Below are 23,576 nucleotides of genomic sequence, written 5' to 3'. Positions count from 1 at the left end.
CAAAGGCAGTATTCAGGTGACCGCACATGAATGAATTACAGCTCGACGACTACAAGACCGACGAAAACGCCGCCATGGTGTTGTTGGTAGACGATCAGGCGATGATCGGCGAAGCGGTGCGTCGCGGGTTGTCGAACGAAGACAATATCGACTTCCACTTCTGCGCCGACCCGCACCAAGCCATTGCCCAAGCGATCCGCATCAAGCCGACGGTGATCCTTCAGGATCTGGTGATGCCCGGTCTGGACGGCCTGAGCCTGGTGCGCGAGTACCGCAATCATCCGGCGACCAAGGACATTCCGATCATTGTCCTGTCGACCAAGGAAGACCCGCTGATCAAGAGCGCGGCGTTTGCGGCCGGGGCCAACGATTATCTGGTGAAGCTGCCGGACAACATCGAGTTGGTGGCGCGCATTCGCTATCACTCGCGCTCCTACATGACGCTGTTGCAGCGCGATGCGGCGTACCGGGCGTTGCGGGTCAGCCAGCAGCAACTGCTCGACACCAACCTGGTGCTGCAACGCCTGATGAACTCCGATGGCCTGACCGGGCTGTCGAACCGCCGGCATTTCGATGAGTACCTGGAACTGGAGTGGCGCCGTTCGCTGCGTGACCAGAGCCAATTGTCGTTGCTGATGATCGATGTGGATTACTTCAAGTCCTACAACGACAGCTTCGGCCATCTGGAGGGCGACGAAGCCTTGCGCAAGGTGGCGACGGCGATTCGCGAGGCCAGCGCTCGCCCGTCCGACCTGCCAGCCCGTTACGGTGGCGAAGAGTTTGCGTTGGTGCTGCCCAATACCACGCCGGGCGGTGCGCGGCTGGTGGCGGAGAAACTGCGTCAAACCGTGGCCGCGCTGAAAATTCCGCACATTTCACCGACCGAAGGCTCATGCCTGACCATCAGCATCGGCCTGTCCACCATGGTCCCGCAGCAGGGCAGCGATTGCCGGCAATTAATCTCGGCGGCGGATAAAGGGCTGTACCTGGCGAAGAACAATGGACGTAATCAGGTGGGGATTGAGTGAAGTAATACGCGACCTGTAGCAGCTGTCGAGCCTGCGAGGCTGCGTCCGGCGGCAAAGCCGTCGTAAAACCATACAACACGGTCTACCAGGCAAACCGCGTGCGCAGGATTGGCGAGGACTTCGTCCTCGGACGCGGCCTCGCGGGGCTCGACCGCTGCTACAGGGATGTTCCATGGTTTCAATCAAAACCATTCGCCGGTAAAGCGGCCAGGCGGGCTGCCGTGACAGCCTGATTACGTTATACTCGCCGGCTTTCAAAAGTTCGCCAACGAGTGCTGCCCGCCATGGAAATCAACCCGATCCTTAACAGTATCAAGGACCTGTCCGAGCGCTCCGAAACTATTCGGGGGTATCTTTGACTACGATCAAAAGCATGAGCGTCTGACTGAAGTCAATCGCGAGCTTGAAGATCCGTCTGTCTGGAACAACCCGACGTACGCTCAGGAACTGGGCCGCGAGCGGTCCATGCTGGCGCAGATCGTCGAAACCCTCGACGAAATGCACTCAGGCCTGGCCGACGCCAAAGACCTGCTGCTGATGTCCGCCGAAGAAGAAGACCAGGCCGCCGTCGATGACGTCGCTGCCGAAGTCGAGCGCCTGCGCGAGTCGCTGGAAAAACTCGAATTCCGTCGCATGTTCAGCGGTGAAATGGATGCCAACAACGCCTACCTGGATATCCAGGCCGGCTCCGGTGGCACCGAGGCTCAGGACTGGGCCAACATCCTGCTGCGCATGTACCTGCGCTGGGCTGACAAGCGCGGTTTCGACGCGACCATCATGGAGCTGTCCGCCGGTGAAGTCGCCGGGATCAAGGGCGCTACCGTGCACATCAAGGGCGAATACGCCTTTGGCTGGTTGCGTACCGAGATTGGCGTGCACCGTCTGGTGCGCAAGAGCCCGTTCGACTCCGGTAACCGCCGCCACACCTCGTTCTCGGCGGTGTTTGTGTCGCCGGAAATCGATGACAACATCGAAATCGACATCAACCCGTCGGACCTGCGCATCGACACCTACCGCTCCTCCGGTGCCGGTGGTCAGCACGTAAACACCACCGACTCGGCCGTGCGGATTACCCACGTACCGTCCAACACCGTGGTCAGCTGCCAGAACGAACGCTCCCAGCACGCCAACAAAGACACCGCGATGAAAATGTTGCGGGCGCGCTTGTACGAGCAGGAAGTGCAGAAACGCAATGCCGCCTCCCAGGCCCTGGAAGACACCAAGTCCGACATCGGCTGGGGTCACCAGATCCGCTCGTATGTACTCGATGCGTCGCGAATCAAGGATTTGCGCACTAACATCGAACGCAGCGACTGCGACAAGGTGCTCGACGGCGATATCGACGAATACCTGGTGGCCAGCCTGAAACAAGGCCTGTAAGCCATGCAATACAGGATCGACTGACATACCTCGATCCTTGTAGGAGCCGGCCTGCCGGCGATCCCCAGGCCGCAGGCCTGGGGGCAACGAACCTGTGATGGAATATTTAAAGACATGAGCGACCTAGAACTCGACCCGCAAGCCCTGCAACAGGAAGAAAACTCCCTGATCGCCCTGCGCAAGGAAAAGCTTGCTGCCGAGCGCGCCAAGGGCAATGCCTTCCCGAACGACTTCCGCCGCGAAAACTACTGCGAAGATCTGCAGAAGAAATACGCGGACAAGACCAAGGAAGAGCTGGCAGAGGCTGCAATTCCGGTCAAGGTTGCCGGTCGCATCATGCTCAACCGTGGCTCGTTCATGGTGATTCAGGACATGACCGGGCGGATTCAGGTTTACGTCAACCGTAAAACCCTGTCCGAAGAAACCCTGGCCGCCGTGAAGACCTGGGACATGGGCGACATCATCGCCGCCGAAGGCACCCTGGCCCGTTCCGGCAAGGGCGACCTGTACGTTGAAATGACCACTGTGCGCCTGCTGACCAAGTCGCTGCGCCCGCTGCCGGACAAGCACCACGGCCTGACCGACACCGAACAGCGCTACCGTCAGCGTTATGTCGACCTGATCGTCAACGAAGACGTGCGCCAGACCTTCCGCGTTCGTTCGCAAGTCATCGCGCACATCCGCAGCTTCCTGATGCAGCGTGACTTCCTGGAAGTCGAAACGCCGATGCTGCAAACCATTCCTGGCGGTGCGGCGGCCAAGCCGTTCGAAACCCACCACAACGCGCTGGACATGGGCATGTTCCTGCGTATCGCGCCAGAGCTGTACCTCAAGCGCCTTGTTGTTGGCGGTTTCGAGAAAGTGTTCGAGATCAACCGCAACTTCCGTAACGAAGGCGTTTCGACTCGTCACAACCCTGAATTCACCATGTTGGAGTTCTACCAGGCTTACGCCGACTACGAAGACAACATGGACCTGACCGAAGAACTGTTCCGTGAGCTGGCGCAGCTGGTTCTGGGCAGCACCGACGTGCCTTACGGCGACAAAGTGTTCCACTTCGGCGAACCGTTCGTGCGTCTGTCGGTGTTCGACTCGATCCTCAAGTACAACCCTGAGCTGACCGCTGACGACCTGAACGACATCGACAAGGCTCGCGCCATCGCCAAGAAGGCCGGCGCCAAGGTGCTGGGCTTCGAAGGTCTGGGCAAGCTGCAAGTGATGATTTTCGAAGAACTGGTCGAGCACAAGCTGGAGCAGCCGCACTTCATCACCCAGTACCCGTTCGAAGTGTCGCCGCTGGCTCGTCGCAACGATGACAACCCGAACGTCACCGACCGTTTCGAATTGTTCATCGGCGGCCGTGAAATCGCCAACGCCTACTCCGAGTTGAACGACGCGGAAGACCAGGCTGAGCGTTTCATGGCGCAAGTCGCTGACAAGGACGCGGGCGATGACGAAGCCATGCACTACGACGCCGACTTCGTGCGCGCGCTGGAATACGGCATGCCGCCAACGGCGGGTGAAGGCATCGGTATCGACCGTCTGGTGATGCTGCTGACCAACTCGCCGTCGATCCGCGACGTGATCCTGTTCCCGCACATGCGGCCGCAAGCGTAAGTGTTTCAATTAAGAAGCCGCCTTTTCAGGCGGCTTTTTATTGCCTGTCTGGCACAAACGTATCAATTTGTTGCTTTCATCTGAGAGGAAAGACCTGTCGTGAATCGTGCAATGGCTCAAGAAGGTGCAGCGGGTATCGCCACTGCGGTCGCTGAAAGTGTTCAGTACCAGGGCCGCAAGGCCAGCCGACAGGGCAGCGAGCAGCGTCGACAGGACATTCTCGATGCGGCGATGCGCATTGTCGTGCGCGATGGCGTGCGGGCCGTGCGCCACCGGGCGGTGGCGGCCGAGGCCGGCGTACCGTTGTCGGCGACGACCTATTACTTCAAGGATATCGATGACTTGCTCACCGATACCTTCGCTCAATACGTGGAACGCAGTGCGGCGTTCATGGCCAAGTTGTGGGTGAACAACGAAGGCCTGCTGCGCGAGATGGTGGTCAGCGGCGACGGCAGCCCGCAGGCTCGCGCGCAACTGGCGGACGATATCGCTCGACTGATGGCGGACTACGTTCACCGGCAATTGATCAACCGTCGCGAACACTTGATGGCGGAACAGGCGTTCCGTCAGGAGGCCTTGTTGAACCCGCGCCTGGCGGAACTGGTGCGCTCGCATCAGCAAATCCTCCTTCAGGGCACGTGCCAGCTTTTCGAGGTATTGGGTTCTCGTGAGCCACAAGAGGATGCCAAAGTGTTGACGGCGATTATCGGACGGATGGAGTATCAGGGCTTGCTCAACGACGCGGAGCCTGTGGGCGAAGAAGAAATGCTCGGTATCCTCAATCGTTACATGCACTTGGTACTCGCGTCGGTGTAATCCCTGAGGACGCCACAAAACCCTGTGGGAGCGAGCTTGCTCGCGATGACGGCCTGACATTCAACATCTCTGTTGGCTGACACACCGCTATCGCGAGCAAGCTCGCTCCCACAGGGGCAGGTGTTCAGTTCAGGGCTGCGTGTGTTCATAGGGAGTGTTGAATGAAAGCCTGGCGTGGCGTAGTGATCGCCTTGTCGTTGTTGCTGCTCAGTGGCTGTCTGGTGACCTTCAAGGAGCCTCTGCCCGCAAGCGACCCCGCGCCCAAAGGTTTACTCGGCAAATGGACCAGCACCAACGCCTGGGGCGAACCGATGAACCTTGAGTTGACGCGCATCGGCGACAATCGCTATCAGGCGGTCAGTTACTTCAAGGCAACCCCCGGCGAACGTGAAGCCTATCCCTTCACCGTCTCGCGCCATGGCAGCCGCTGGTACTTGTCGGCGAAGGTGCCGGCCAAATTCGGCGGGCATTTCACCATTGCCGGTTTCGAGCTCACTGAACAACATGAACTGGTGGTCTACAACCTCGACCTCGAGCAGATCAACCAGGCCCTCGGACAAAAAGTCTTGAGTGGCGAAGACTTCCAGACCGATGACGGCGACGGCGTATTGGTCAACAACTCGATGGATCAGGTGTTTACTTACCTCGACGATCCGGCCAATTCCGATGTCTTCGTCGAAGCGGTGCGCTATCAGCGCATGGCCAAACGCAAATAAACCCAGTACATAACGGCTTTTCTACAGGAGTTTCGGGTGGACGATTACCAGCAGACGATACGCATTTTGTCCGATCGCATTGTGCTGGCGCAGACGCCGATTCGGGTCCTTGATGCGGTCAAGTGGGACGACACTATCCGTCAGAAATTTCTCAAGGCCAAGGGCAAGGAATTGCCTGCCGTGGACCGTGACTATTACCTGAACCGGCCGCTGGCGTTCGATTCCAGCCAGGTGAAACTGGAGTTCCAGAACATCGAGCGCGACATCACCCGCCAGCTCGGCCAGTTCAATCCGGTCGGCCAGATCATGCGTCGCATGTGCAAGGAATACCGCATGGTGGTGCGCATGCTCGAAGCGCGCGGCACCGAGGATTTCGGGCTGATTTCCCAGGAGCTGTATGGCGCCGCGTCCGATGCGTTTCACGCGGGCGACCCGACCTTGTCCGACCTGGGCCTGATGCTCTCCGATTACCTGAACAATATTGATGGCCGTGGCGATCTCAAGGATGAACCGAAGACGTTGACCGCCAAGGACGCTGTCGCGATGCTGCAGCATCGTTTGAACAAGGTGTTTGGCGAGGCCGAGGAAACCATTCGGGTGTTTGAGTCCGACGGCATCGTCGCCGATGCGGCAGCGGGGGCCGACTACATCAAGATCCGCTCCGACGCGATGTTCAACGACCGCGACGTGCGAGCCCTGGAGGTTCACGAAGGGCTGGTGCACGTAGGCACCACGCTCAATGGTCTGAACCAGCCGATCTGCACCTTTCTGGCCAAGGGCCCGCCGTCCTCGACGGTGACGCAGGAAGGCCTGGCGATCCTGATGGAAATCATCACCTTCGCGTCCTACCCGAGTCGCCTGCGCAAACTGACCAACCGCACCCGCGCCATTCACATGGTGGAGGAGGGCGCGGACTTCCTGCAGGTGTTCGAGTTTTTCCGTGAGCAAGGGTTTGAAATGCCCGAGAGCTACAGCAACACCAGTCGCGTTTTCCGTGGCTCGGTGCCGACAGGTCTGCCATTTACCAAAGACTTGTCCTACCTCAAGGGCTTCATCATGATTTACAACTACATTCAGTTGGCGGTGCGCAAAGGCAAGCTGGAGCAGATACCGCTACTGTTTTGCGGCAAGACCACGCTGGAAGACATGCGCACCTTGCGCCAGTTGGTCGATGAAGGATTGGTGGTGCCACCCAAGTACTTGCCCGAACAGTTCCGCGACCTGAACGCGCTGTCCGCATGGATGTGCTTCTCCAACTTCCTCAACCACCTGAGCCTGGACCGGATCGAGGCGGATTACTCCAACATCCTGTGAACCATGAGATCCCCTGTAGGAGCCGAGCTTGCTCGCGATGGCGCAATTACATTCAACCTGTGTATCGCCTGACATACCGCTATCGCGAGCAAGCTCGGCTCCTACAGACCCAGTGTTTCAACCCTTATTCTCGCGAGGTTTCAACGGATGAGATTCCTCGGCATTGTTTGTCTGCTTCTGACCTTGAACGGTTGCAGTTCGCTGCTGTTCTACCCTGAGCCCGGGCAGTTGTTCACCCCGGAAAAAGCTGATCTCGAGTACCGCGATGTCACCCTGGTCACCGCCGACGGCGTCAAGCTGAATGCCTGGTGGCTGCCGGCGAAAAAGGGTGTCGAGGTCAAAGGCACTGTCCTGCATTTACACGGCAACGGTGGCAACCTGCCGATGCATCTGGGGGGGAGCTGGTGGTTGCCCAAGGAAGGCTATCAAGTGCTGCTGATCGACTATCGCGGCTATGGTTTATCCGAAGGGAAGCCGAGCCTGCCGGCACTCTATCTGGACATAGACGCGGCGTTCAAATGGCTCGATCAGGCACCCGAGGTCAAAGGCAAACCATTGATCCTGCTCGGTCAAAGCCTCGGTGGCTCGATGGCCGTGCACTACCTTGTTCAACACCCTGAGCGCCAGAAGCAACTCAAGGCGCTGGTCCTTGACGGTGCGCCCGCCAGCTATCGAAGTGTTGGCCAGTTTGCCCTGGGTACCTCATGGTTGACCTGGCCAGTCCAGGTGCCGTTGTCGTGGCTGGTGCCGGACGGCGACAGCGCGATCAACTCGATGCCACAGCTCAACGGCGTACCGAAACTGCTCTACCACAGCATCGACGATCCGATCGTGCCCCTTTCCAACGGCATCCGTCTGTATCAAGCTGCGCCGCCGCCACGGGTGCTGCAACTGACCCGAGGGGGGCATGTGCAGACGTTCGCCGACCCGGTCTGGCGAACCGTCATGTTGCGTTATCTCGACGATCCGCAGCATTTCAACGGCCTGCGCCGCCTGGGTGAAATCCCCAATTACCCGGCGCCCAAACATTCTGAAGATGAACCACCAGAGAGTCCGCAATGAGTGAAGAACGTAACGCCATCCCGCTGATCATCACCGGTATCTGCAGCATCCTCGGCACTGTCGGTGCCCTGTGGTGGTACGGCTACCTGCATTTCGCCAAGCCTGAGGATGCGTTGCTGCTCAACGAATTCACGATGCTTAAAACCATTCCGGGCGAAGACTACAAAGTCTCGCTGGAACCGGCGGCCCAGGTCGCGCAATGCGTCGACGGCGTGCTGGTATTGTTCGACACCGAGCAAAAAGGCCTGACCGGTGTGCTGATCGACAGCAAGAAAAAAGCCGTGCGCTGCATGGGCCAGGAAACCCCGCAGAAACTGGAACAGTAACCGGGATTTGTCATCACCCAAGATCCAGTGTGGGAGCACGTTCGCTCCCACCGTTTCATCGCGGCTGGATCAGTGTTTTTGCTTGTCGTTACCAGCCGACAAATCGTGCAGATGACGACGGGACAACGCGAGAAAACGCGGCGTCGGACCGACGTCTTCGTACAGCGGGTCACCTTCTTCATCGGTGGCCACAACCGTCGAGCCCTTCACGTACGGAAAGCTTTTTTCGAGCTCTTCCAGAGCGGCGCCGATCAACTCGCCCAGCAGTTCTTCGGGTTGGCGTTTGGGGTACATCTCGGTGATCGCCGCCAGCCGTGCGGCGGCCTCCACGTCCAGATGAATCGTGTAGCCCGTCTCGGTCAGGCGACCCTTGGCGTTTTCTTCCCAATGCTGGGCAAGCTCGCGAATTTTCATAGTGACCTCAATGCGTTCCTGCTCGTGGCAGGCCGTTTCAGAGTCCGGCAGTGGCCGGCGAAAGCCGTTGTGCGGCTTCCTCTTCAGACTAGCTTCTGCGCCGTGAGTTTAAAGTCCCTTCGTCGTTTGCTTGTAAGAACGGCTTTACGGCGGCACTCTTGGGCAAAGCATGATGTTCATGGCCGCCCGGATTTTTTGCTGGAGAACTGCTGATGACCGATATTGATGCACGCTTGCGCGAAGACGTTCACCTGTTGGGTGAGCTGCTGGGCAACACCATTCGTGAACAGTACGGGGACGGCTTTCTCGACAAGATCGAGCAGATCCGCAAGGGCGCCAAGGCCGACCGTCGCGGTTCGATGGATGCCGAACTGAGCGCCAGTCTCAACCAATTGAGCGAAGACGAATTGCTGCCGGTGGCGCGGGCGTTCAACCAGTTTCTCAACCTGGCCAACATTGCCGAGCAATATCAGTTGATTCATCGCCGCGAAGCGTCGCAACCCGCGCCGTTCGAGGCGCGCGTGCTGCCGGAACTGCTCGCTCGCTTGCGCGCCGAAGGCCACAGTGCCGATTCCCTGGCCCGGCAATTGGGGCGACTGGACATCGAGCTGGTGCTGACCGCGCACCCCACCGAAGTGGCGCGCCGCACACTGATCCAGAAGTACGATGCCATCGCCGCGCAACTGGCCGCACAAGATCACCGCGACCTGACCCCGGCCGAACGCGAACAGATCCACGCGAAACTACAGCGCCTGATCGCCGAAGCCTGGCATACCGAAGAAATCCGCCGCACCCGCCCGACGCCGGTAGACGAAGCCAAGTGGGGCTTCGCAGTGATCGAACATTCGCTGTGGCAGGCGATCCCCAATTACATGCGCAAGGCCGATAAAGCCCTGTATGACGCTACCGGCCTGCGCTTGCCGCTACAGGCCGCGCCGATTCGCTTCGCCTCGTGGATGGGCGGCGACCGCGATGGCAACCCCAACGTGACCGCGACCGTCACCCGTGAAGTGTTGTTGCTGGCGCGCTGGATGGCGGCCGATTTGTATGTGCGTGATGTCGATCAACTGGCGGCCGAGCTGTCGATGCAACAAGCCAGCGAGGCGTTGAAAGCCAAGGCCGGGGACAGCGCCGAGCCGTATCGCGCCGTGCTCAAACAGCTGCGTGAACGCTTGCGTGCGACGCGCAACTGGGCGCATGCGTCGTTGACGACCGCCACCCCCGCACCGCCCGATGTACTGCAAAACAACCGCGAACTGCTGGATCCGCTGGAGCTGTGCTACCACTCGCTGCATGAGTGCGGCATGGGGGTGATCGCCGATGGCCCGCTGCTCGATTGCCTGCGCCGGGCGGTGACGTTCGGCCTGTTTCTGGTGCGCCTCGATGTGCGTCAGGATTCGTCGCGGCACACCTCGGCCATGACCGAAATCACCGATTACCTGGGCCTGGGTCGCTACGAAGACTGGAGCGAGGATGTGCGCATCGAGTTTCTGATGCGTGAACTGAATAATCGTCGGCCATTGCTGCCGGCGTACTTCAAACCGTCGGCCGACACCGCCGAAGTGCTGGCGACCTGCAGGGAAGTGGCCGCCGCCCCCGGTGCATCGCTCGGTTCGTACGTGATTTCCATGGCCGGTGCGGCGTCCGACGTGCTCGCCGTGCAACTGCTGCTCAAAGAGGCCGGCGTGCTGCGGCCGATGCGCGTGGTGCCGTTGTTCGAAACCCTGGCCGACCTTGATAACGCTGGTCCGGTGATCGAAAAACTGTTGCTGCTGCCGGGCTATCGCGCGCGCTTGCAAGGCCCGCAAGAAGTGATGATCGGTTACTCCGACTCGGCCAAGGATGCCGGCACGACCGCTGCGGCATGGGCGCAGTACCGGGCGCAGGAGCGTCTGGTCGACATCTGCCGTGAACAGCAAGTGGAATTGTTGTTGTTCCATGGTCGCGGCGGCACCGTGGGGCGTGGTGGCGGTCCGGCGCATGCGGCGATTCTGTCGCAGCCACCGGGGTCGGTCGCGGGGCGTTTCCGCACCACCGAGCAAGGGGAAATGATTCGATTCAAATTCGGCCTGCCGGACATCGCCGAGCAAAACCTCAATCTGTACCTGGCGGCGGTGCTGGAAGCGACCCTGCTGCCACCGCCGCCACCTGAGCCGGCATGGCGTCATTTGATGGACGAACTGGCCGACGATGGCGTCAAGGCGTACCGCGCCGTGGTGCGGGAGAACCCGCAATTCGTCGAGTATTTCCGCCAGTCGACCCCTGAACAGGAACTGGGACGTTTGCCGTTGGGCAGCCGCCCGGCCAAACGCCGCGCCGGCGGGATCGAAAGCCTGCGCGCCATTCCGTGGATTTTCGGCTGGACCCAGACCCGCCTGATGTTACCGGCCTGGTTGGGTTGGGAAGCGGCATTGAGCAAGGCGCTGGAGCGCGGTGAAGGCGAGTTGTTAGGGCAGATGCGTGAGCAATGGCCGTTCTTCCGCACCCGCATCGACATGCTGGAAATGGTCCTGGCCAAAGCGGACGCTGATATCGCCCGATCTTACGATGAACGCTTGGTCGAGCCGGATTTGCTTCCTTTAGGTGTGCATTTACGCGACCTATTGTCGCAGGCCTGCGCAGTGGTGCTGGGGTTGACCGGTCAGTCGCAGCTGCTGGCACATAGCCCAGACACCCTTGAATTCATCCGGTTACGCAACACTTACCTCGACCCGCTTCATCTATTGCAGGCGGAGTTGCTGGCACGTTCGCGGCAACAGGACGTGGCGCAGGGCAGCCCTGTAGAACAGGCGCTGCTGGTGTCTGTGGCGGGGATTGCCGCCGGTTTGCGAAATACCGGCTAAGGTTTTTGCCGTGGGGCGAGGCACTCGGCGCAGGCGTCGAGTGCCTGTCGGTGAAGGTGTTGAAAGGTCGGTCAGGCGACAGTTAATGATGGGGTTGCGACTTGGAGCACTTCATCGAAGGGGCATGACAGGCGCCGGTTTCTCCGACTTTCGGCGGCTTGTGTGGGCAGGAACTGCTGTGTATCTTGAGCAGCCTTTGGCCGTTTGGGCGGCCACGACCCTATTTTTGAGATTGGCCCCACGAGGCGAATCTGACGATATCCATATAAAAAATTGAGGAGCACATCGATGCGCGTCATTCTGCTGGGAGCTCCCGGGGCCGGTAAAGGTACTCAGGCACAGTTCATCACCGAGAAATTCGGCATTCCGCAAATCTCCACTGGCGACATGTTGCGTGCAGCCGTCAAGGCCGGCACTGAGCTGGGCCTCAAGGCCAAGGGCATCATGGATGCTGGCGGTCTGGTCTCCGATGACCTGATCATCGCACTGGTCAAGGACCGTATCGCTCAAGCCGACTGCGCCAAGGGTTTCCTGTTCGACGGTTTCCCGCGCACCATTCCTCAGGCTGAAGCGTTGGTAACCGCTGGCGTCGAGCTGGATGCCGTGGTCGAAATCGCCGTCGAAGACGAAGAAATCGTCCAGCGCATCGCCGGTCGCCGCGTTCACGAAGCCAGCGGCCGCGTGTACCACATCGTCTACAACCCGCCAAAAATTGCCGGCAAGGACGACATCACCGGTGAAGAGCTGGTGCAGCGCAAGGACGACACCGAAGAAACCGTGCGTCATCGCCTGTCGGTCTACCACTCCCAGACCAAACCACTGGTAGCGTTCTACCAGAATCTGTCCGCTGCCAATGGCAAGCCGAAGTACAGCCACATCCCTGGCGTCGGTTCGGTTGAAGCGATCACGGCCAAGGTGCTTGAAGCACTGAGCTGATAACCGCTTCATCTTCTACGGCCCGCTTGCGGGCCGTAGTTGTTTATACTGGCGAACTTTTTCTGAATTCTCTTACGGATACATCGATGAGCACCTTGCTGGCCCTGGACACCGCGACCGAAGCTTGCTCCGTTGCCTTGCTGCATGACGGCAAAGTCACGAGCCATTACGAGGTGATTCCGCGCCTGCATGCCCAGAAGCTGTTGCCGATGATCCAGCAATTGCTCGCCGACGCCGGGACCACCTTGCAAGCCGTCGACGCTATCGCATTTGGTCGCGGGCCCGGCGCCTTTACGGGTGTGCGAATCGCCATCGGCGTGGTCCAGGGCCTGGCGTTTGCGCTGGATCGCCCGGTGTTGCCGGTGTCGAACCTGGCCGTACTGGCGCAACGCGCCTATCGCGAACACGGTGTGAGCCAGGTCGCCGCGGCAATCGACGCGCGGATGGATGAAGTGTACTGGGGCTGCTATCGCGAAACGGCCGGGGAAATGCGCCTGGCGGGCAATGAAGCCGTGTTGCCACCCGAAGCGGCGGCGTTGCCGGCGGATGCCAGCGGTGAGTGGTTCGGTGCCGGCACGGGTTGGGGTTATGCCGAGCGCATTGCCGTGAACCTGACCGGGCAGGACGCGGGCATGCTGCCGCATGCCGAAGACCTGCTGACACTGGCGCGGTTTGCCTGGGAGCGCGGCGAGGCGATTGTCGCGGATCAGGCTCAGCCGGTTTACCTGCGCGACAAAGTGGCGACGCCCAAAGCGCGCTGATTTCCGGCACCGAGTGGGTGCCATCGCGGGCAAGCCACGCTCCCACAGTTTTGAGCCAACCGCAGATTTTGTGAACCACACAAATCCTGTGGGAGCGTGGCTTGCCCGCGATGGCGATCTACCCAGCGCAGCCAATCGTCGATTTATACCTCCCGCTTTTAAACCTTTTCCGTTTTCTGTGTTCTAGTTATCACTCGGCGGTTTGCGAAGTGGGAAATGCGCCACTAAACTGCCATCACTGATACCGGACATGTACTCATGCGTATAGACGGCGTTTCCTCTCAGTCCTACCCCATCAAGCGCAAGGCTCGCAAAGGCCCTGTGGCGGAAGACGATTACGTTGATATCGACGGCGAGCTGGAAATTCCATCCGAAGAGCAAATGGCTGCCCGTGCCGCCAAAGCCTCTGCGCAACGCCTGAGCAATCTCCCGGCTCGCCAACAAGACATGATCTACCACCGCGCCATGAGCAAAAGCGTTGCTACGGCACTCGCCAGCTACCTGAGCACGGCCACTTTTGTCGATTGGGATACGGATGTGCTGGGCCTCGACCTGTACATCTGATGGGGCAGCCTTACTACCTCGGCTGCCCGTCCTGGAGCGAAAACGCCTGGCGCGATTACCTCTATCCGCCAGACGCCAAACCTGCTGAATTTCTAAATTTCTATACCCAAGTATTCAATGCCGTAGAAGGCAATACGACCTTCTACGCGAGCCCGGCTGCCTCGACTGTGCAGCGTTGGGCCGAGGTCATGCCCGAACACTTTCGTTTTACCGCCAAGTTCCCCGGTGACATCAGCCATGGTGGTGACCTGCGCGAACAACTGACCGCCGCCGAAACTTTCGTGAAGTTGCTCAGCCCTTTGGGCGCGCGGGTTTCGCCGTTGTGGCTGCAATTGTCGAAAAGCTTCACGCCGCAACGGTTGCCGGAACTGGCCGCTTTCATTGATGGGCTGGAGCGACCTCTGGCCGTCGAGGTGCGCCATGACGCGTTCTTCGCCAAAGGCGATGCCGAGCGAATGCTCAATCGATTGTTGATGGATCGCGGTGTCGAGCGCATCTGCCTCGATCCGCGAGCGCTGTTCAGTTGTGTGTCGACCGATCCGTCGGTGCTCCACGCCCAATCGAAAAAGCCCAAAGTGCCGCCACGTCCGGCGGCGTTCACACAATTCCCGCAAGTGCGCTTCATCGGCCATCCGCAGCTGGAAGCCAACGATCCGTTCCTGGTGCCGTGGGTCGAGAAAATCGCCGCGTGGATCGAAGAGGGCCGTACGCCGTACATCTTCCTGCACACCGCAGACAACCTGCTGGCCGCCAAGCTGGCGCAACGTTTTCACGCACAACTGATGCTGCGTTTGCCTGGCCTGCCGCCGCTGCCTGAGCTATACAGAGAACCCGCAGTGGAGCAACTTGGCTTGCTCTGAGGCGGTTTTTTCCCCTTTTCAGGAGCCTGCCCAATGGATGCGCAAACCCTTCGAGCCCAGGCGTTCAAAGCACTGCACGAACGCGCCGGGGCTTTTGTCATTCCCAACCCGTGGGACGCCGGCTCGGCGAAAATGCTCGCCAGTCTCGGCTTCGAGGCGCTGGCCACCACCAGTGCCGGTTATGCCTTTTCCAATGCGCGCCCCGATGGCGCAATGACTCTGGACGATACGCTGGCAAATGTCCGCGCGATTGTCGCAGCGACGAATCTGCCCGTGGCGGTGGATCTGGAAAATGGCTTTGCCGATGACCCCGTCGAATGCGCCAAGAGCATTCTGCGCGCGGCTGAGGCCGGCGCGGTCGGCGGTTCTATCGAAGATGCCACGGGCCGTGAAGCGGCGCCGATCTACTGTTTCGAACATGCGGTGGCGCGCGTTGAAGCCGCCGTGGCCGCGGCGCGCAGCCTGCCTTTCCCCTTCATGCTGACCGCGCGTGCCGAGAACTTCCTGCACGGCAATCCCGATCTCGCCGACACCATCCGCCGCTTGCAGGCGTTCGCCGAGGCGGGGGCCGACGTGCTCTACGCACCGGGACTGCGCAGTGCCGAAGACGTCTTGGCGGTGGTTCGTGCCGTGGCGCCAAAACCGGTCAATGTGTTGATGTCTGGCGGGCTCAAGTTGACGGTCGAGCAGTTGAGCGAGATGGGCGTCAAACGTATCAGCGTCGGTTCGGCGCTGGCGTTGGCAGCGTATGGCGAGTTTTTCCGTGCGGCCGAAGAGATCAAGACATCGGGCACCTTCGGGTTTACCTCGCGATCCATGCCGTACGCGAAGGCCAATCAACTGTTCAAAGGCTGACGATGGGGTGTCGCTGAGGGCCTGTTATTGAAGGTCAGGCGGCGATGCGCAGGTTTTGCAGAACGATCGGGCGAGCCCAACCGTTATCGAAATCGAACTGTTTCTGTTGTTCCACCAGCTCTTCGGGGGAGAACGGCGGGAACGGTTTGTCGAGCAGGTCCATTTCGAATTCGGCGATCGGCAGGTGCAGCGGGCGCGGTTGTGGCGCCGGGCCAGCTTGCGGTACAGGTTGACCGGCGGTGAGCACGATTGGACGGACCCAGCCGCTTTCGAAGTCCTGCTGTTTTTGCTGAGCGACGATTTCTTCAGGCGGGAAGGGTGGGGCCGGTTTGTCGGCCAGGTCCATTTCGAACTCGGCAATCGGCAAGAACAGCGGCTCTGGCGGGCGAACCACGGTTTCTGTCACGTTGCATTGACGCTGCGAGACGATGTGCGCCAACAACTCGCTGCCCACCGTGGGTTCGACCGGGCTTTCCAGATCAACCGGTGGAAAATTGAGCGATTCAGGAACCCCGTCACCCGGCTGATCGGCCATCGCCCGGGCAAAAAAATCTTGCCACAGGTGACTGACACCGCCCAACGCCTGGGTGTTTCGCAGGTTGTAATCGCCGTAGGGCGAGATAAAACCTGTGATTGTGGGTTGAAAGTCTGACATTTCTCTCGGTCGACGCTCAGCTCTGGCAAAATGCCCGTTAGTTTTGTTATCGGCCGTTTTTGCCGATCATTAATTTTTTGAGCGTGTTTTCCGATGATTGATCAACCGGCGGTTTGCCGCATCCATGTCGAGGCCTTGGGCACGACCTTTCAGCCACAAGCCGAGCAATGGGCCGAGCGCCTGGGCTTACCGCTGCAAGTGGATGATGGCGAGTTTGCCTTGCAGGTCGGCGAGCAGGGTTTGCAGTTGCAACAGCTTGGGGCGGATGCGCCGGGCCCGGTGCGGGTGGACTTCGTCGAAGGCGGGGCGGCTCATCGCCGGTTGTTCGGTGGCGGCACGGGGCAGATGATCGCCAAGGCCGTTGGCATCGCGCAGGGCGTGCGTCCCCGCGTGCTGGATGCCACGGCGGGGCTGGGCAAGGATGCGTTCGTGCTGGCGAGCCTGGGCTGCGAGATGAGTCTGATCGAACGTCAGCCGCTGATCGGGGCCTTGCTTGAGGATGGCCTGGCGCGCGGTGCGGAAGATTTCGACGTGGCGCCCATCGTGGCGCGGATGCATTTGCTCAAGGGTAATTCCATTGAGGTGATGCGTAATTGGGAAGGCGAGCCGCCGCAGGTGATCTACCTCGACCCGATGTTTCCGCACCGTGAGAAAACCGCGTTGGTGAAAAAGGAAATGCGTCTGTTCCGGCCGTTGGTGGGCGACGACCCGGATGCGCCAGCACTGCTGGAAGCCGCGCTGGCGCTGGCCAGTCATCGGGTGGTGGTCAAGCGGCCGCGCAAGGCGCCCTGCATTGCCGGGCCGAAGCCGAGTCATGCGTTGGACGGTAAATCCAGCCGGTATGACATTTATCCGAAGAAGGCGCTCAAGCCTTAAAACCGAGTCGCCTTTATCGCGAGCAGGCTCACTCTTACAGGGGATTTACGGTGTTGCATAGATCCAGAGTAGGAGTGAGCCTGCTCGCGCAGGCGCCAGACCAGACACCCGATTTCTATCAGGCTGGCTCGGGTCGATAGGCCCGCATAAACAACCCCACCACTTCCTGCACGTGCTCCTCGGCCGCGTCCCCGACCACAGGTTCGCCGCAGCCATACAGCAACCGAAAATTCCCCGCGCCCTTGAGCAGGCAGAAAAAGTGCTCGGCCGCATTGCGCGGTTTATCGATGCTCAACACACCACTTTGATCAATCTTGGCCAGCAACCGCTCCATGCCATGCAGCATGCGTTGCGGCCCGGCTTCGAAGAAGATCTGCGCGAGTTTCGGGTCCTGGCTGCCCAGGTTCATCATCAATCGGTGCAGGTTCACCGATTCATCACTGTTGATCAGTTGATGGAAACCGCGTGCGATGTTCAGCAGTACCGTTTCTACCGCAACGCCGTCCGGCAGTTCAAAAAACAGCGTTGGTAGCTGCTCCTCGCATTTGGCGACAACGGCGGTGGAGAACAGCGTCTCCTTGTCGTTGAAGTGGCTGTACACGGTCAGCTTTGACACACCGGCCTCAGCTGCGACGGCATCCATGCTGGTGTTGGCGTAGCCCTTGGTCAGAAACAGCGTTTTCGCCGCATCGAGAATGGCCTGGCGCTTGGCCAAATCCTTGGGTCTGCCTGGGCCATTGGGTGCTGAAAGATTGTTCGGCATATTCGCTTTTATTACTGGACTGGTGAGTTTGCTATTAATAACATACTCGTCAGTATAATTATTCCAAGCACCATTAGCGAAAGGTCCTTCACCATGTTCCGCTATGCCTTGCCCCTCGCGTTGCCAGTGTCCCTGGCTTTTTTTCTGTCTGCGTGTGGTCACGAAGAGGCGCCTCAAGTCAGCGTGCGCCCGGCCATGGTGGTTCAGCCAGAGCCTTCGGCGCAGGCGATGGAAAGCTATCCCGGTGAAGTACGGGCTCGTTATGAGCCGGACCTGGCGTTCCGCATTGGCGGCAAGGTCAGCCGACGACTGGTCGAGGAAGGGCAGCGCGTCAAGGCCGACCAACCTCTGGCCGAACTCGATCCGCAAGACGTACGCCTGCAACTGGATGCCGCCCGCGCCCAGGTCGCCGCCGCCGAGGCCAATCTGAGCCTGGTACGCGCCGAGCGGGATCGCTACAAGACCCTGATGGACCGTCAGATGGTCAGCCGCTCGCAGTACGACAACGCCGAAAACCTTTACCGATCCGGTGAAGCACGCCTCAACCAAATCAAAGCCGAATTCAACGTCTCGACCAACCAGGCAAGTTACGCGGTGCTGCGCGCGCCTCAGGATGGCGTGGTGGCCAAACGGGCTGTGGAAGTCGGGCAAGTGGTGGCCGCTGGGCAAACCGTGTTCACCATTGCCACCGATGGCGAACGTGAAGTGTTGATCAGCCTGCCGGAACAGAGCTTCGGTCGCTTCAAGGTCGGGCAGCCGGTGTCGGTAGAACTCTGGACTCAGCCCGATCAACGTTTCAGTGGCCGCATTCGTGAGTTGTCACCGGCGGCCGATCCGAAGTCGCGCACCTTTGCCGCGCGCATCGCGTTCACCTCCGGCAAGGTCACCGCTGAACTCGGCCAGAGCGCCCGGGTGTTTATTCAGACCGCTGAAGTGGTGGCGTTGTCGGTGCCTTTGTCGGCCGTCACCGCAGAAAACGGCGCGACGTACGTTTGGGTACTCAACGCCAATAACACCTTGAAAAAAGCCCCGGTGCGGGTCGGTGCGTTCGGCGAGAAAACCGTGCCGGTGCTCGAAGGCCTGAACGCCAGCGACTGGGTCGTGGCCGCCGGTGTTCATGTGCTTCATGACGGGCAGCAAGTGCGCCCGGTGGATCGCTCCAATCGCGTGGTCAATCTGGCGGACAAGGAGTAATCCCCGATGCGCTTCAACCTTTCCGAATGGGCGTTGCGTAATCGCCAGATCGTACTGTTTCTGATGCTTTTGCTGGCAATCGTCGGCGCACTGTCCTACACCAAACTCGGCCAAAGCGAAGACCCGCCTTTTACCTTCAAGGCGATGGTTATACGCACCAATTGGCCGGGGGCCACGGCCGAGGAAGTGTCGCGCCAGGTGACCGAGCGCATTGAGAAGAAGCTGATGGAAACCGGCGAGTACGAGCGCATCGTCTCGTTCTCGCGCCCGGGTGAGTCCCAAGTGACGTTTATCGCTCGCGATTCCATGCACTCGGTCGACATTCCCGAGCTCTGGTATCAGGTCCGCAAGAAGATCAGCGACATCCGTCACACCCTGCCGCCGGGCATTCAGGGGCCTTTTTTCAACGATGAATTCGGCACCACCTTCGGCAATATCTACGCCCTGACGGGCGACGGTTTTGACTATGCGGTGTTGAAGGATTACGCCGACCGTATCCAGATCCAGCTGCAACGGGTCAAGGACGTAGGCAAAGTCGAGTTGCTCGGGCTGCAGGACGAGAAGATCTGGATCGATCTCTCCAACGTCAAACTCGCCACCCTAGGCTTGCCGTTGGCCGCTGTGCAGCAAGCGTTGGAAGAGCAGAACGCAGTGTCGACGGCGGGGTTCTTCGAAACCACCAGTGAGCGCTTGCAGCTACGGGTCTCGGGGAATTTTCAGACAGTCGACGAGATCAAGAACTTCCCTATCCGTGTCGGTGATCGTACGTTCCGCATTTCCGATGTGGCGGACGTTCGCCGTGGCTTCAACGATCCTCCAGCGCCGCGCATGCGCTTCATGGCGGAAAACGCCATCGGTCTGGCCGTCGCGATGAAGGACGGCGGCGACATTCTGGTGCTGGGCAAGGCCCTGGAAGTCGAGTTCGACCGCATCCAGAAAAACCTTCCGGCCGGCATGCAACTGCGCAAAGTATCGGATCAACCTGCCGCGGTGAAAACCGGGGTCGGCGAATTCGTTCAAGTGCTGGTCGAAGCCTTGGCGATTGTGTTGCTGGTGAGCTTTTTCTCACTCGGCGTGCGTACCGGCATGGTGGTGGCGCTGGCGATTCCGCTGGTGTTGGCGATGACTTTTGCTTGCATGTATTACCTGGGGATCGGCCTGCACAAGATTTCCCTTGGTGCGCTGGTGCTGGCGTTGGGTTTGCTGGTGGACGACGCGATCATCGCCGTGGAAATGATGGCGATCAAAATGGAGCAGGGCTTCGACCGCGTCAAAGCGGCCAGTTATGCCTGGACCAGCACCGCATTCCCGATGCTCACCGGTACGCTGATCACCGCCGCCGGGTTCCTGCCGATTGCCACTGCGCAGTCGGGCACCGGCGAATACACCCGCTCGATTTTCCAGGTGGTGACCATTGCGTTGCTGGCCTCGTGGGTGGCCGCCGTGGTGTTCGTGCCGTACCTGGGGGAAAAACTCCTGCCGGATCTGGCGAAAATTCACGCCGCCAAACATGGCACGGGTCAGCCTGACCCTTACGGCACGCCGTTCTATCAGCGGGTCAGACGTCTGGTGGAGTGGTGCGTGCACCGCCGCAAAACGGTGATCGTGCTGACGATCATGATGTTCGTTGCCTCTGTGGTGTTGTTCCGCTTCGTGCCGCAGCAATTCTTCCCGGCGTCGGGTCGACTGGAGCTGATGGTCGATTTGAAACTCGCCGAAGGCGCGTCCCTGAGCAACACCGCCGACGAAGTCAAACGTCTTGAAGGCTTGTTGAAAGATCACGCCGGTATCGATAATTACGTGGCTTACGTCGGCACCGGTTCACCGCGTTTTTACCTGCCGCTGGATCAACAACTGCCTGCGGCGAGCTTCGCGCAGTTTGTGGTTCTGGCCAAGACCATTGAGGAGCGTGAGACCCTGCGCACCTGGTTGATCGAAACCCTCAACGAACAATTTCCGGCCCTGCGTTCACGGGTCACGCGTCTTGAGAACGGGCCGCCTGTTGGTTATCCAGTGCAGTTCCGGGTGACCGGTGAGCACATCGAAGAAGTTCGCGCACTGGCCCGTAAAGTGGCGGCCAAGGTTCGCGAGAATCCGCACGTGGTCAACGTGCACCTGGACTGGGAGGAGCCCAGCAAAGTGGTGTACCTGAACGTCGATCAAGACCGCGCCCGAGCGCTTGGCGTGAGCACGGCGAACTTGTCGAAATTCCTGCAAAGTTCACTGACCGGCTCCAGTGTCAGCCAGTACCGCGAAGACAACGAGTTGATCGAGATTCTGCTGCGCGGCACCCTGCACGAGCGCACCGAGCTGTCGTTGCTGCCGAGCCTGGCGGTGCCGACCGACAACGGCCGCAGCGTTGCGCTGTCGCAGATCGCGACGCTGGAATATGGCTTCGAAGAAGGCATCATCTGGCACCGCAATCGCCTGCCTAACGTGACGGTTCGCGCCGACATTTATGGCAAGGAACAACCGGCCACACTGGTGCAGCAGATCATGCCGACGCTTGATCCGATACGCGCCGAATTGCCGGACGGTTACTTGCTGGACGTGGGCGGCACCGTAGAAGACTCTGCCCGCGGACAGAACTCGGTGAAGGCCGGCGTGCCGCTGTTCATCGTCGTGGTGCTGACGTTGCTGATGCTGCAACTGCGCAGTTTCTCACGCACGGTAATGGTGTTTCTGACCGCGCCGTTGGGGCTGATCGGCGTGACGCTGTTCCTGATGGTGTTCCGTCAGCCGTTCGGTTTTGTCGCCATGCTCGGGACCATCGCGTTGTCCGGGATGATCATGCGCAACTCGGTGATTCTGGTCGACCAGATCGAGCAGGACATCGCGGCAGGCCTCAAGCCCTGGCAAGCGATTATCGAGGCGACCGTGCGCCGCTTCCGCCCGATTGTGTTGACCGCGCTCGCGGCGGTGCTGGCCATGATCCCGTTGTCACGCAGTGTATTCTTCGGGCCGATGGCGGTGGCGATCATGGGGGGACTGATCGTGGCGACGGCATTGACGCTGTTGTTCCTGCCGGCGCTGTATGCGGCGTGGTTCAGGGTCAAGAAAGAACCGGTCTGACTTCCTACGTGTATTTCAGATCCCTCTGATATTGAGTCAGAGGGGGCTGAATGCTGTACTCGAATCTCGATTTCACGAGTTTTTGAGACAGTCGTCATGAAAAAACCACCTGTTGTGGCGGGGAGGACCGATCCGGTATTCGACCTGTTGATGACCTCGCCCCACAAGGAACGCCTCTCGGACTACCTGGCCCTGCTCAAGCCGCTGGATGACCAGGGGCGCTATCTTCCATTCGATGAATTGCGTTACCGCTGGGCACCAGGACTGGATTCCAGGTTGTGCTGGGCTTTGGTCAAAAAAGCCCGCACGGCTCAGTATTCCAGCCTTCTACCTTTGGGCGAGCCGGTCCAGTGGGGCAACTTCCTGCTGACACCGCTGGCGCAGAAGGCTATTTCAGCCGTCGATCGGCAAGCCACAACCGCTGCGTTGGAATACATGACCAGCCAGATTGGTGAGCGCGCACATTTCAGTTATCTGCTCAATGATCTGATCGAAGACGAGGCCATCAGCAGCAGCCAGCTCGAAGGCGCGGCAACGACCACTCGGGTGGCCAAGGATATGCTCAAGCGTCATCGCCAGCCGCGAACGCCAGATGAGCGAATGGTCATTGGCAATTACCAAATGATGACCTTTGCTTGGGAGCAGCGTTATGAGCCTCTGAGTGTTGAGCTCATCACCGCGATGCATCGTGTTGGTGTCGAGGGCATCGACGACGTGCAGTACTCGCCGGGAGAATTGCGAGGCAACGATGATGTGGTGGTACAGGACGGCGAGGGCAACACCGTGCATACCCCGCCGCCCGCAGCGGGGCTGGTGGCACGGTTACAGGTGCTGTCGAAATGGATCAATCAACCCCACAACGATCCCAACCGTGCGGACTATCTTCATCCGCTGATCAAAGGCATCGCGCTGCATTTTGCTTTGGGTTATGAGCATCCCTTTCGCGATGGCAACGGGCGTGTCGCGCGGGCGCTGTTTTACTGGTTCATGTTCAAGAATGACTTTTCGGCCTTTCGATACATTGCGATCAGCATTTTGCTACGCAACGCGCCGGTGAAATACGGACGCTCGTATTTGAATACCGAGGCCGATGAACTGGACCTGACCTACTTCATCGATTTCCAGTGTTCGGTGATCCTTCGGGCGGTCAGTGGTTTTACCAGCGCCTATCGCAACAGTCTGGCTTACACCGAACGCTTTGATCGCTGGTTGATGGCATCCGGTTTTTTCAACCTGCTCACCCAAAAGCAGCGTGCCGTCTATCAAGTGGCCAAGAGCGGCATGGCCAAGGAATTTACGGCGGTCAATGTGAAGGAGAACCTGGACTGTTCTTACAACACTGCTTCGGCGACCTTGAACGGGTTGGTTGATCTGAAGGTGTTTGAGAAGCGCAAGATGGGGCGTGAGTGGGTGTTCTTTTTACGGCCCGCCCCCGTCACCTCATCCGTCATGGAAGCCATTTAAGTAAAAAGCCCGCTGAACCTGAAAGGACAGCGGGCTCTTTCTTGTGTGGCATTCGCTAAA

Annotated in this window: 21 protein-coding genes; 18 read left to right on the top strand and 3 right to left on the bottom strand. The window is 59.6% G+C overall.

The genetic code is table 11. The features are described 5' to 3' along the window. Positions 1 to 26 precede the first annotated feature (26 nt). From C7534_RS13235 to C7534_RS13200, 8 genes are all read left to right on the top strand, one after another. Positions 27 to 1,028 carry a response regulator gene (locus tag C7534_RS13235; RefSeq protein WP_046029115.1) on the top strand — a complete coding sequence of 334 codons (1,002 nt, stop codon included), beginning with the start codon at positions 27 to 29 and terminating at the stop codon, positions 1,026 to 1,028. Positions 1,029 to 1,312: 284 nt separating this feature from the next. Then, a protein-coding gene (prfB, locus tag C7534_RS13230; protein ID WP_109786026.1) for a peptide chain release factor 2 occupies positions 1,313 to 2,408 on the top strand; the annotation gives its coding sequence in 2 pieces (ribosomal slippage) (positions 1,313 to 1,384 and positions 1,386 to 2,408; 1,095 coding nt in all). Between the two features lie 114 nt (positions 2,409 to 2,522). Continuing rightward, positions 2,523 to 4,025, top strand: a complete 1,503-nt coding sequence (gene lysS, locus C7534_RS13225) for a lysine--tRNA ligase (protein WP_046029121.1) — start codon at positions 2,523 to 2,525, stop codon at positions 4,023 to 4,025. Positions 4,026 to 4,124: 99 nt separating this feature from the next. Then, on the top strand, positions 4,125 to 4,841 hold the full coding sequence (locus tag C7534_RS13220) for a TetR/AcrR family transcriptional regulator (protein ID WP_046029123.1): 717 nt from the start codon (positions 4,125 to 4,127) through the stop codon (positions 4,839 to 4,841). Positions 4,842 to 5,002: 161 nt separating this feature from the next. Continuing rightward, entirely contained in the window at positions 5,003 to 5,557 is a 555-nt protein-coding gene (locus tag C7534_RS13215; RefSeq protein WP_046029125.1) for a hypothetical protein, read from the top strand. Between the two features lie 36 nt (positions 5,558 to 5,593). After that, a complete protein-coding gene (locus tag C7534_RS13210) occupies positions 5,594 to 6,871 on the top strand; it encodes a flavohemoglobin expression-modulating QEGLA motif protein (protein ID WP_046029128.1) in 1,278 nt (425 codons plus the stop codon). A 147-nt stretch (positions 6,872 to 7,018) separates the two neighbouring features. Further along, the gene (locus tag C7534_RS13205) at positions 7,019 to 7,933 is read left to right on the top strand and encodes an alpha/beta hydrolase (RefSeq protein WP_109786025.1); all 915 of its coding nucleotides are present in this window, start codon (positions 7,019 to 7,021) and stop codon (positions 7,931 to 7,933) included. Beyond that, positions 7,930 to 8,259, top strand: coding sequence for a hypothetical protein (locus tag C7534_RS13200; protein ID WP_046029133.1), 330 nt, complete (start codon positions 7,930 to 7,932; stop codon positions 8,257 to 8,259). Before C7534_RS13205 ends, C7534_RS13200 begins: the two co-directional genes overlap by 4 nt. A 69-nt stretch (positions 8,260 to 8,328) precedes the next feature. Here C7534_RS13200 and C7534_RS13195 read toward each other — a convergent pair whose 3' ends face one another. Then, on the bottom strand, positions 8,329 to 8,673 hold the full coding sequence (locus C7534_RS13195) for a hypothetical protein (RefSeq protein WP_034150733.1): 345 nt from the start codon (positions 8,671 to 8,673) through the stop codon (positions 8,329 to 8,331). A gap of 212 nt (positions 8,674 to 8,885) precedes the next feature. Between C7534_RS13195 and ppc the strand changes: the two genes are divergently transcribed. The 6 genes from ppc (at position 8,886) to C7534_RS13165 (ending at position 15,492) form a co-directional block, all read left to right on the top strand. After that, on the top strand, positions 8,886 to 11,516 hold the full coding sequence (gene ppc, locus C7534_RS13190; protein ID WP_109786024.1) for a phosphoenolpyruvate carboxylase: 2,631 nt from the start codon (positions 8,886 to 8,888) through the stop codon (positions 11,514 to 11,516). A gap of 288 nt (positions 11,517 to 11,804) precedes the next feature. Next, entirely contained in the window at positions 11,805 to 12,452 is a 648-nt protein-coding gene (adk, locus tag C7534_RS13185) for an adenylate kinase (RefSeq protein ID WP_046029141.1), read from the top strand. A gap of 86 nt (positions 12,453 to 12,538) precedes the next feature. Further along, positions 12,539 to 13,213, top strand: a complete 675-nt coding sequence (gene tsaB / locus C7534_RS13180) for a tRNA (adenosine(37)-N6)-threonylcarbamoyltransferase complex dimerization subunit type 1 TsaB (RefSeq protein ID WP_046029144.1) — start codon at positions 12,539 to 12,541, stop codon at positions 13,211 to 13,213. Positions 13,214 to 13,471: 258 nt separating this feature from the next. Then, on the top strand, positions 13,472 to 13,777 hold the full coding sequence (locus C7534_RS13175) for a hypothetical protein (protein WP_046029145.1): 306 nt from the start codon (positions 13,472 to 13,474) through the stop codon (positions 13,775 to 13,777). Then, complete coding sequence (locus tag C7534_RS13170; RefSeq protein ID WP_046029146.1) at positions 13,777 to 14,637, top strand: DUF72 domain-containing protein; 861 nt, start codon at positions 13,777 to 13,779, stop codon at positions 14,635 to 14,637. The genes C7534_RS13175 and C7534_RS13170 overlap by 1 nt, the downstream gene beginning before the upstream one ends. 33 nt (positions 14,638 to 14,670) lie before the next feature. After that, complete coding sequence (locus C7534_RS13165) at positions 14,671 to 15,492, top strand: isocitrate lyase/PEP mutase family protein (protein WP_109786023.1); 822 nt, start codon at positions 14,671 to 14,673, stop codon at positions 15,490 to 15,492. A 34-nt stretch (positions 15,493 to 15,526) separates the two neighbouring features. On the opposite strand, the gene C7534_RS13160 is transcribed toward C7534_RS13165, so the two are convergent. Further along, a complete protein-coding gene (locus C7534_RS13160) occupies positions 15,527 to 16,147 on the bottom strand; it encodes an energy transducer TonB (protein WP_109786022.1) in 621 nt (206 codons plus the stop codon). A gap of 93 nt (positions 16,148 to 16,240) precedes the next feature. Here C7534_RS13160 and C7534_RS13155 point away from each other — a divergent pair, with 93 nt between their 5' ends. Then, a complete protein-coding gene (locus tag C7534_RS13155) occupies positions 16,241 to 17,023 on the top strand; it encodes a class I SAM-dependent methyltransferase (protein WP_046029149.1) in 783 nt (260 codons plus the stop codon). Positions 17,024 to 17,141: 118 nt separating this feature from the next. Here the strand turns inward: C7534_RS13155 and C7534_RS13150 are convergent, their stop codons facing one another. Further along, positions 17,142 to 17,786 carry a TetR/AcrR family transcriptional regulator gene (locus tag C7534_RS13150; protein ID WP_046029151.1) on the bottom strand — a complete coding sequence of 215 codons (645 nt, stop codon included), beginning with the start codon at positions 17,784 to 17,786 and terminating at the stop codon, positions 17,142 to 17,144. A gap of 93 nt (positions 17,787 to 17,879) precedes the next feature. Between C7534_RS13150 and C7534_RS13145 the strand changes: the two genes are divergently transcribed. From C7534_RS13145 to C7534_RS13135, 3 genes are all read left to right on the top strand, one after another. Beyond that, positions 17,880 to 18,980 carry an efflux RND transporter periplasmic adaptor subunit gene (locus tag C7534_RS13145; RefSeq protein ID WP_046029154.1) on the top strand — a complete coding sequence of 367 codons (1,101 nt, stop codon included), beginning with the start codon at positions 17,880 to 17,882 and terminating at the stop codon, positions 18,978 to 18,980. Positions 18,981 to 18,986: 6 nt separating this feature from the next. After that, a complete protein-coding gene (locus tag C7534_RS13140; protein WP_109786021.1) occupies positions 18,987 to 22,052 on the top strand; it encodes an efflux RND transporter permease subunit in 3,066 nt (1,021 codons plus the stop codon). A 96-nt stretch (positions 22,053 to 22,148) separates the two neighbouring features. Beyond that, on the top strand, positions 22,149 to 23,516 hold the full coding sequence (locus tag C7534_RS13135; protein WP_109786020.1) for a Fic family protein: 1,368 nt from the start codon (positions 22,149 to 22,151) through the stop codon (positions 23,514 to 23,516). Positions 23,517 to 23,576 lie beyond the last annotated feature (60 nt).

The organism is Pseudomonas sp. OV226 (assembly GCF_003148705.1).
Taxonomy (GTDB): Bacteria; Pseudomonadota; Gammaproteobacteria; order Pseudomonadales; family Pseudomonadaceae; genus Aquipseudomonas.
This window is presented reverse-complemented; position numbering and strand designations above follow the sequence as displayed.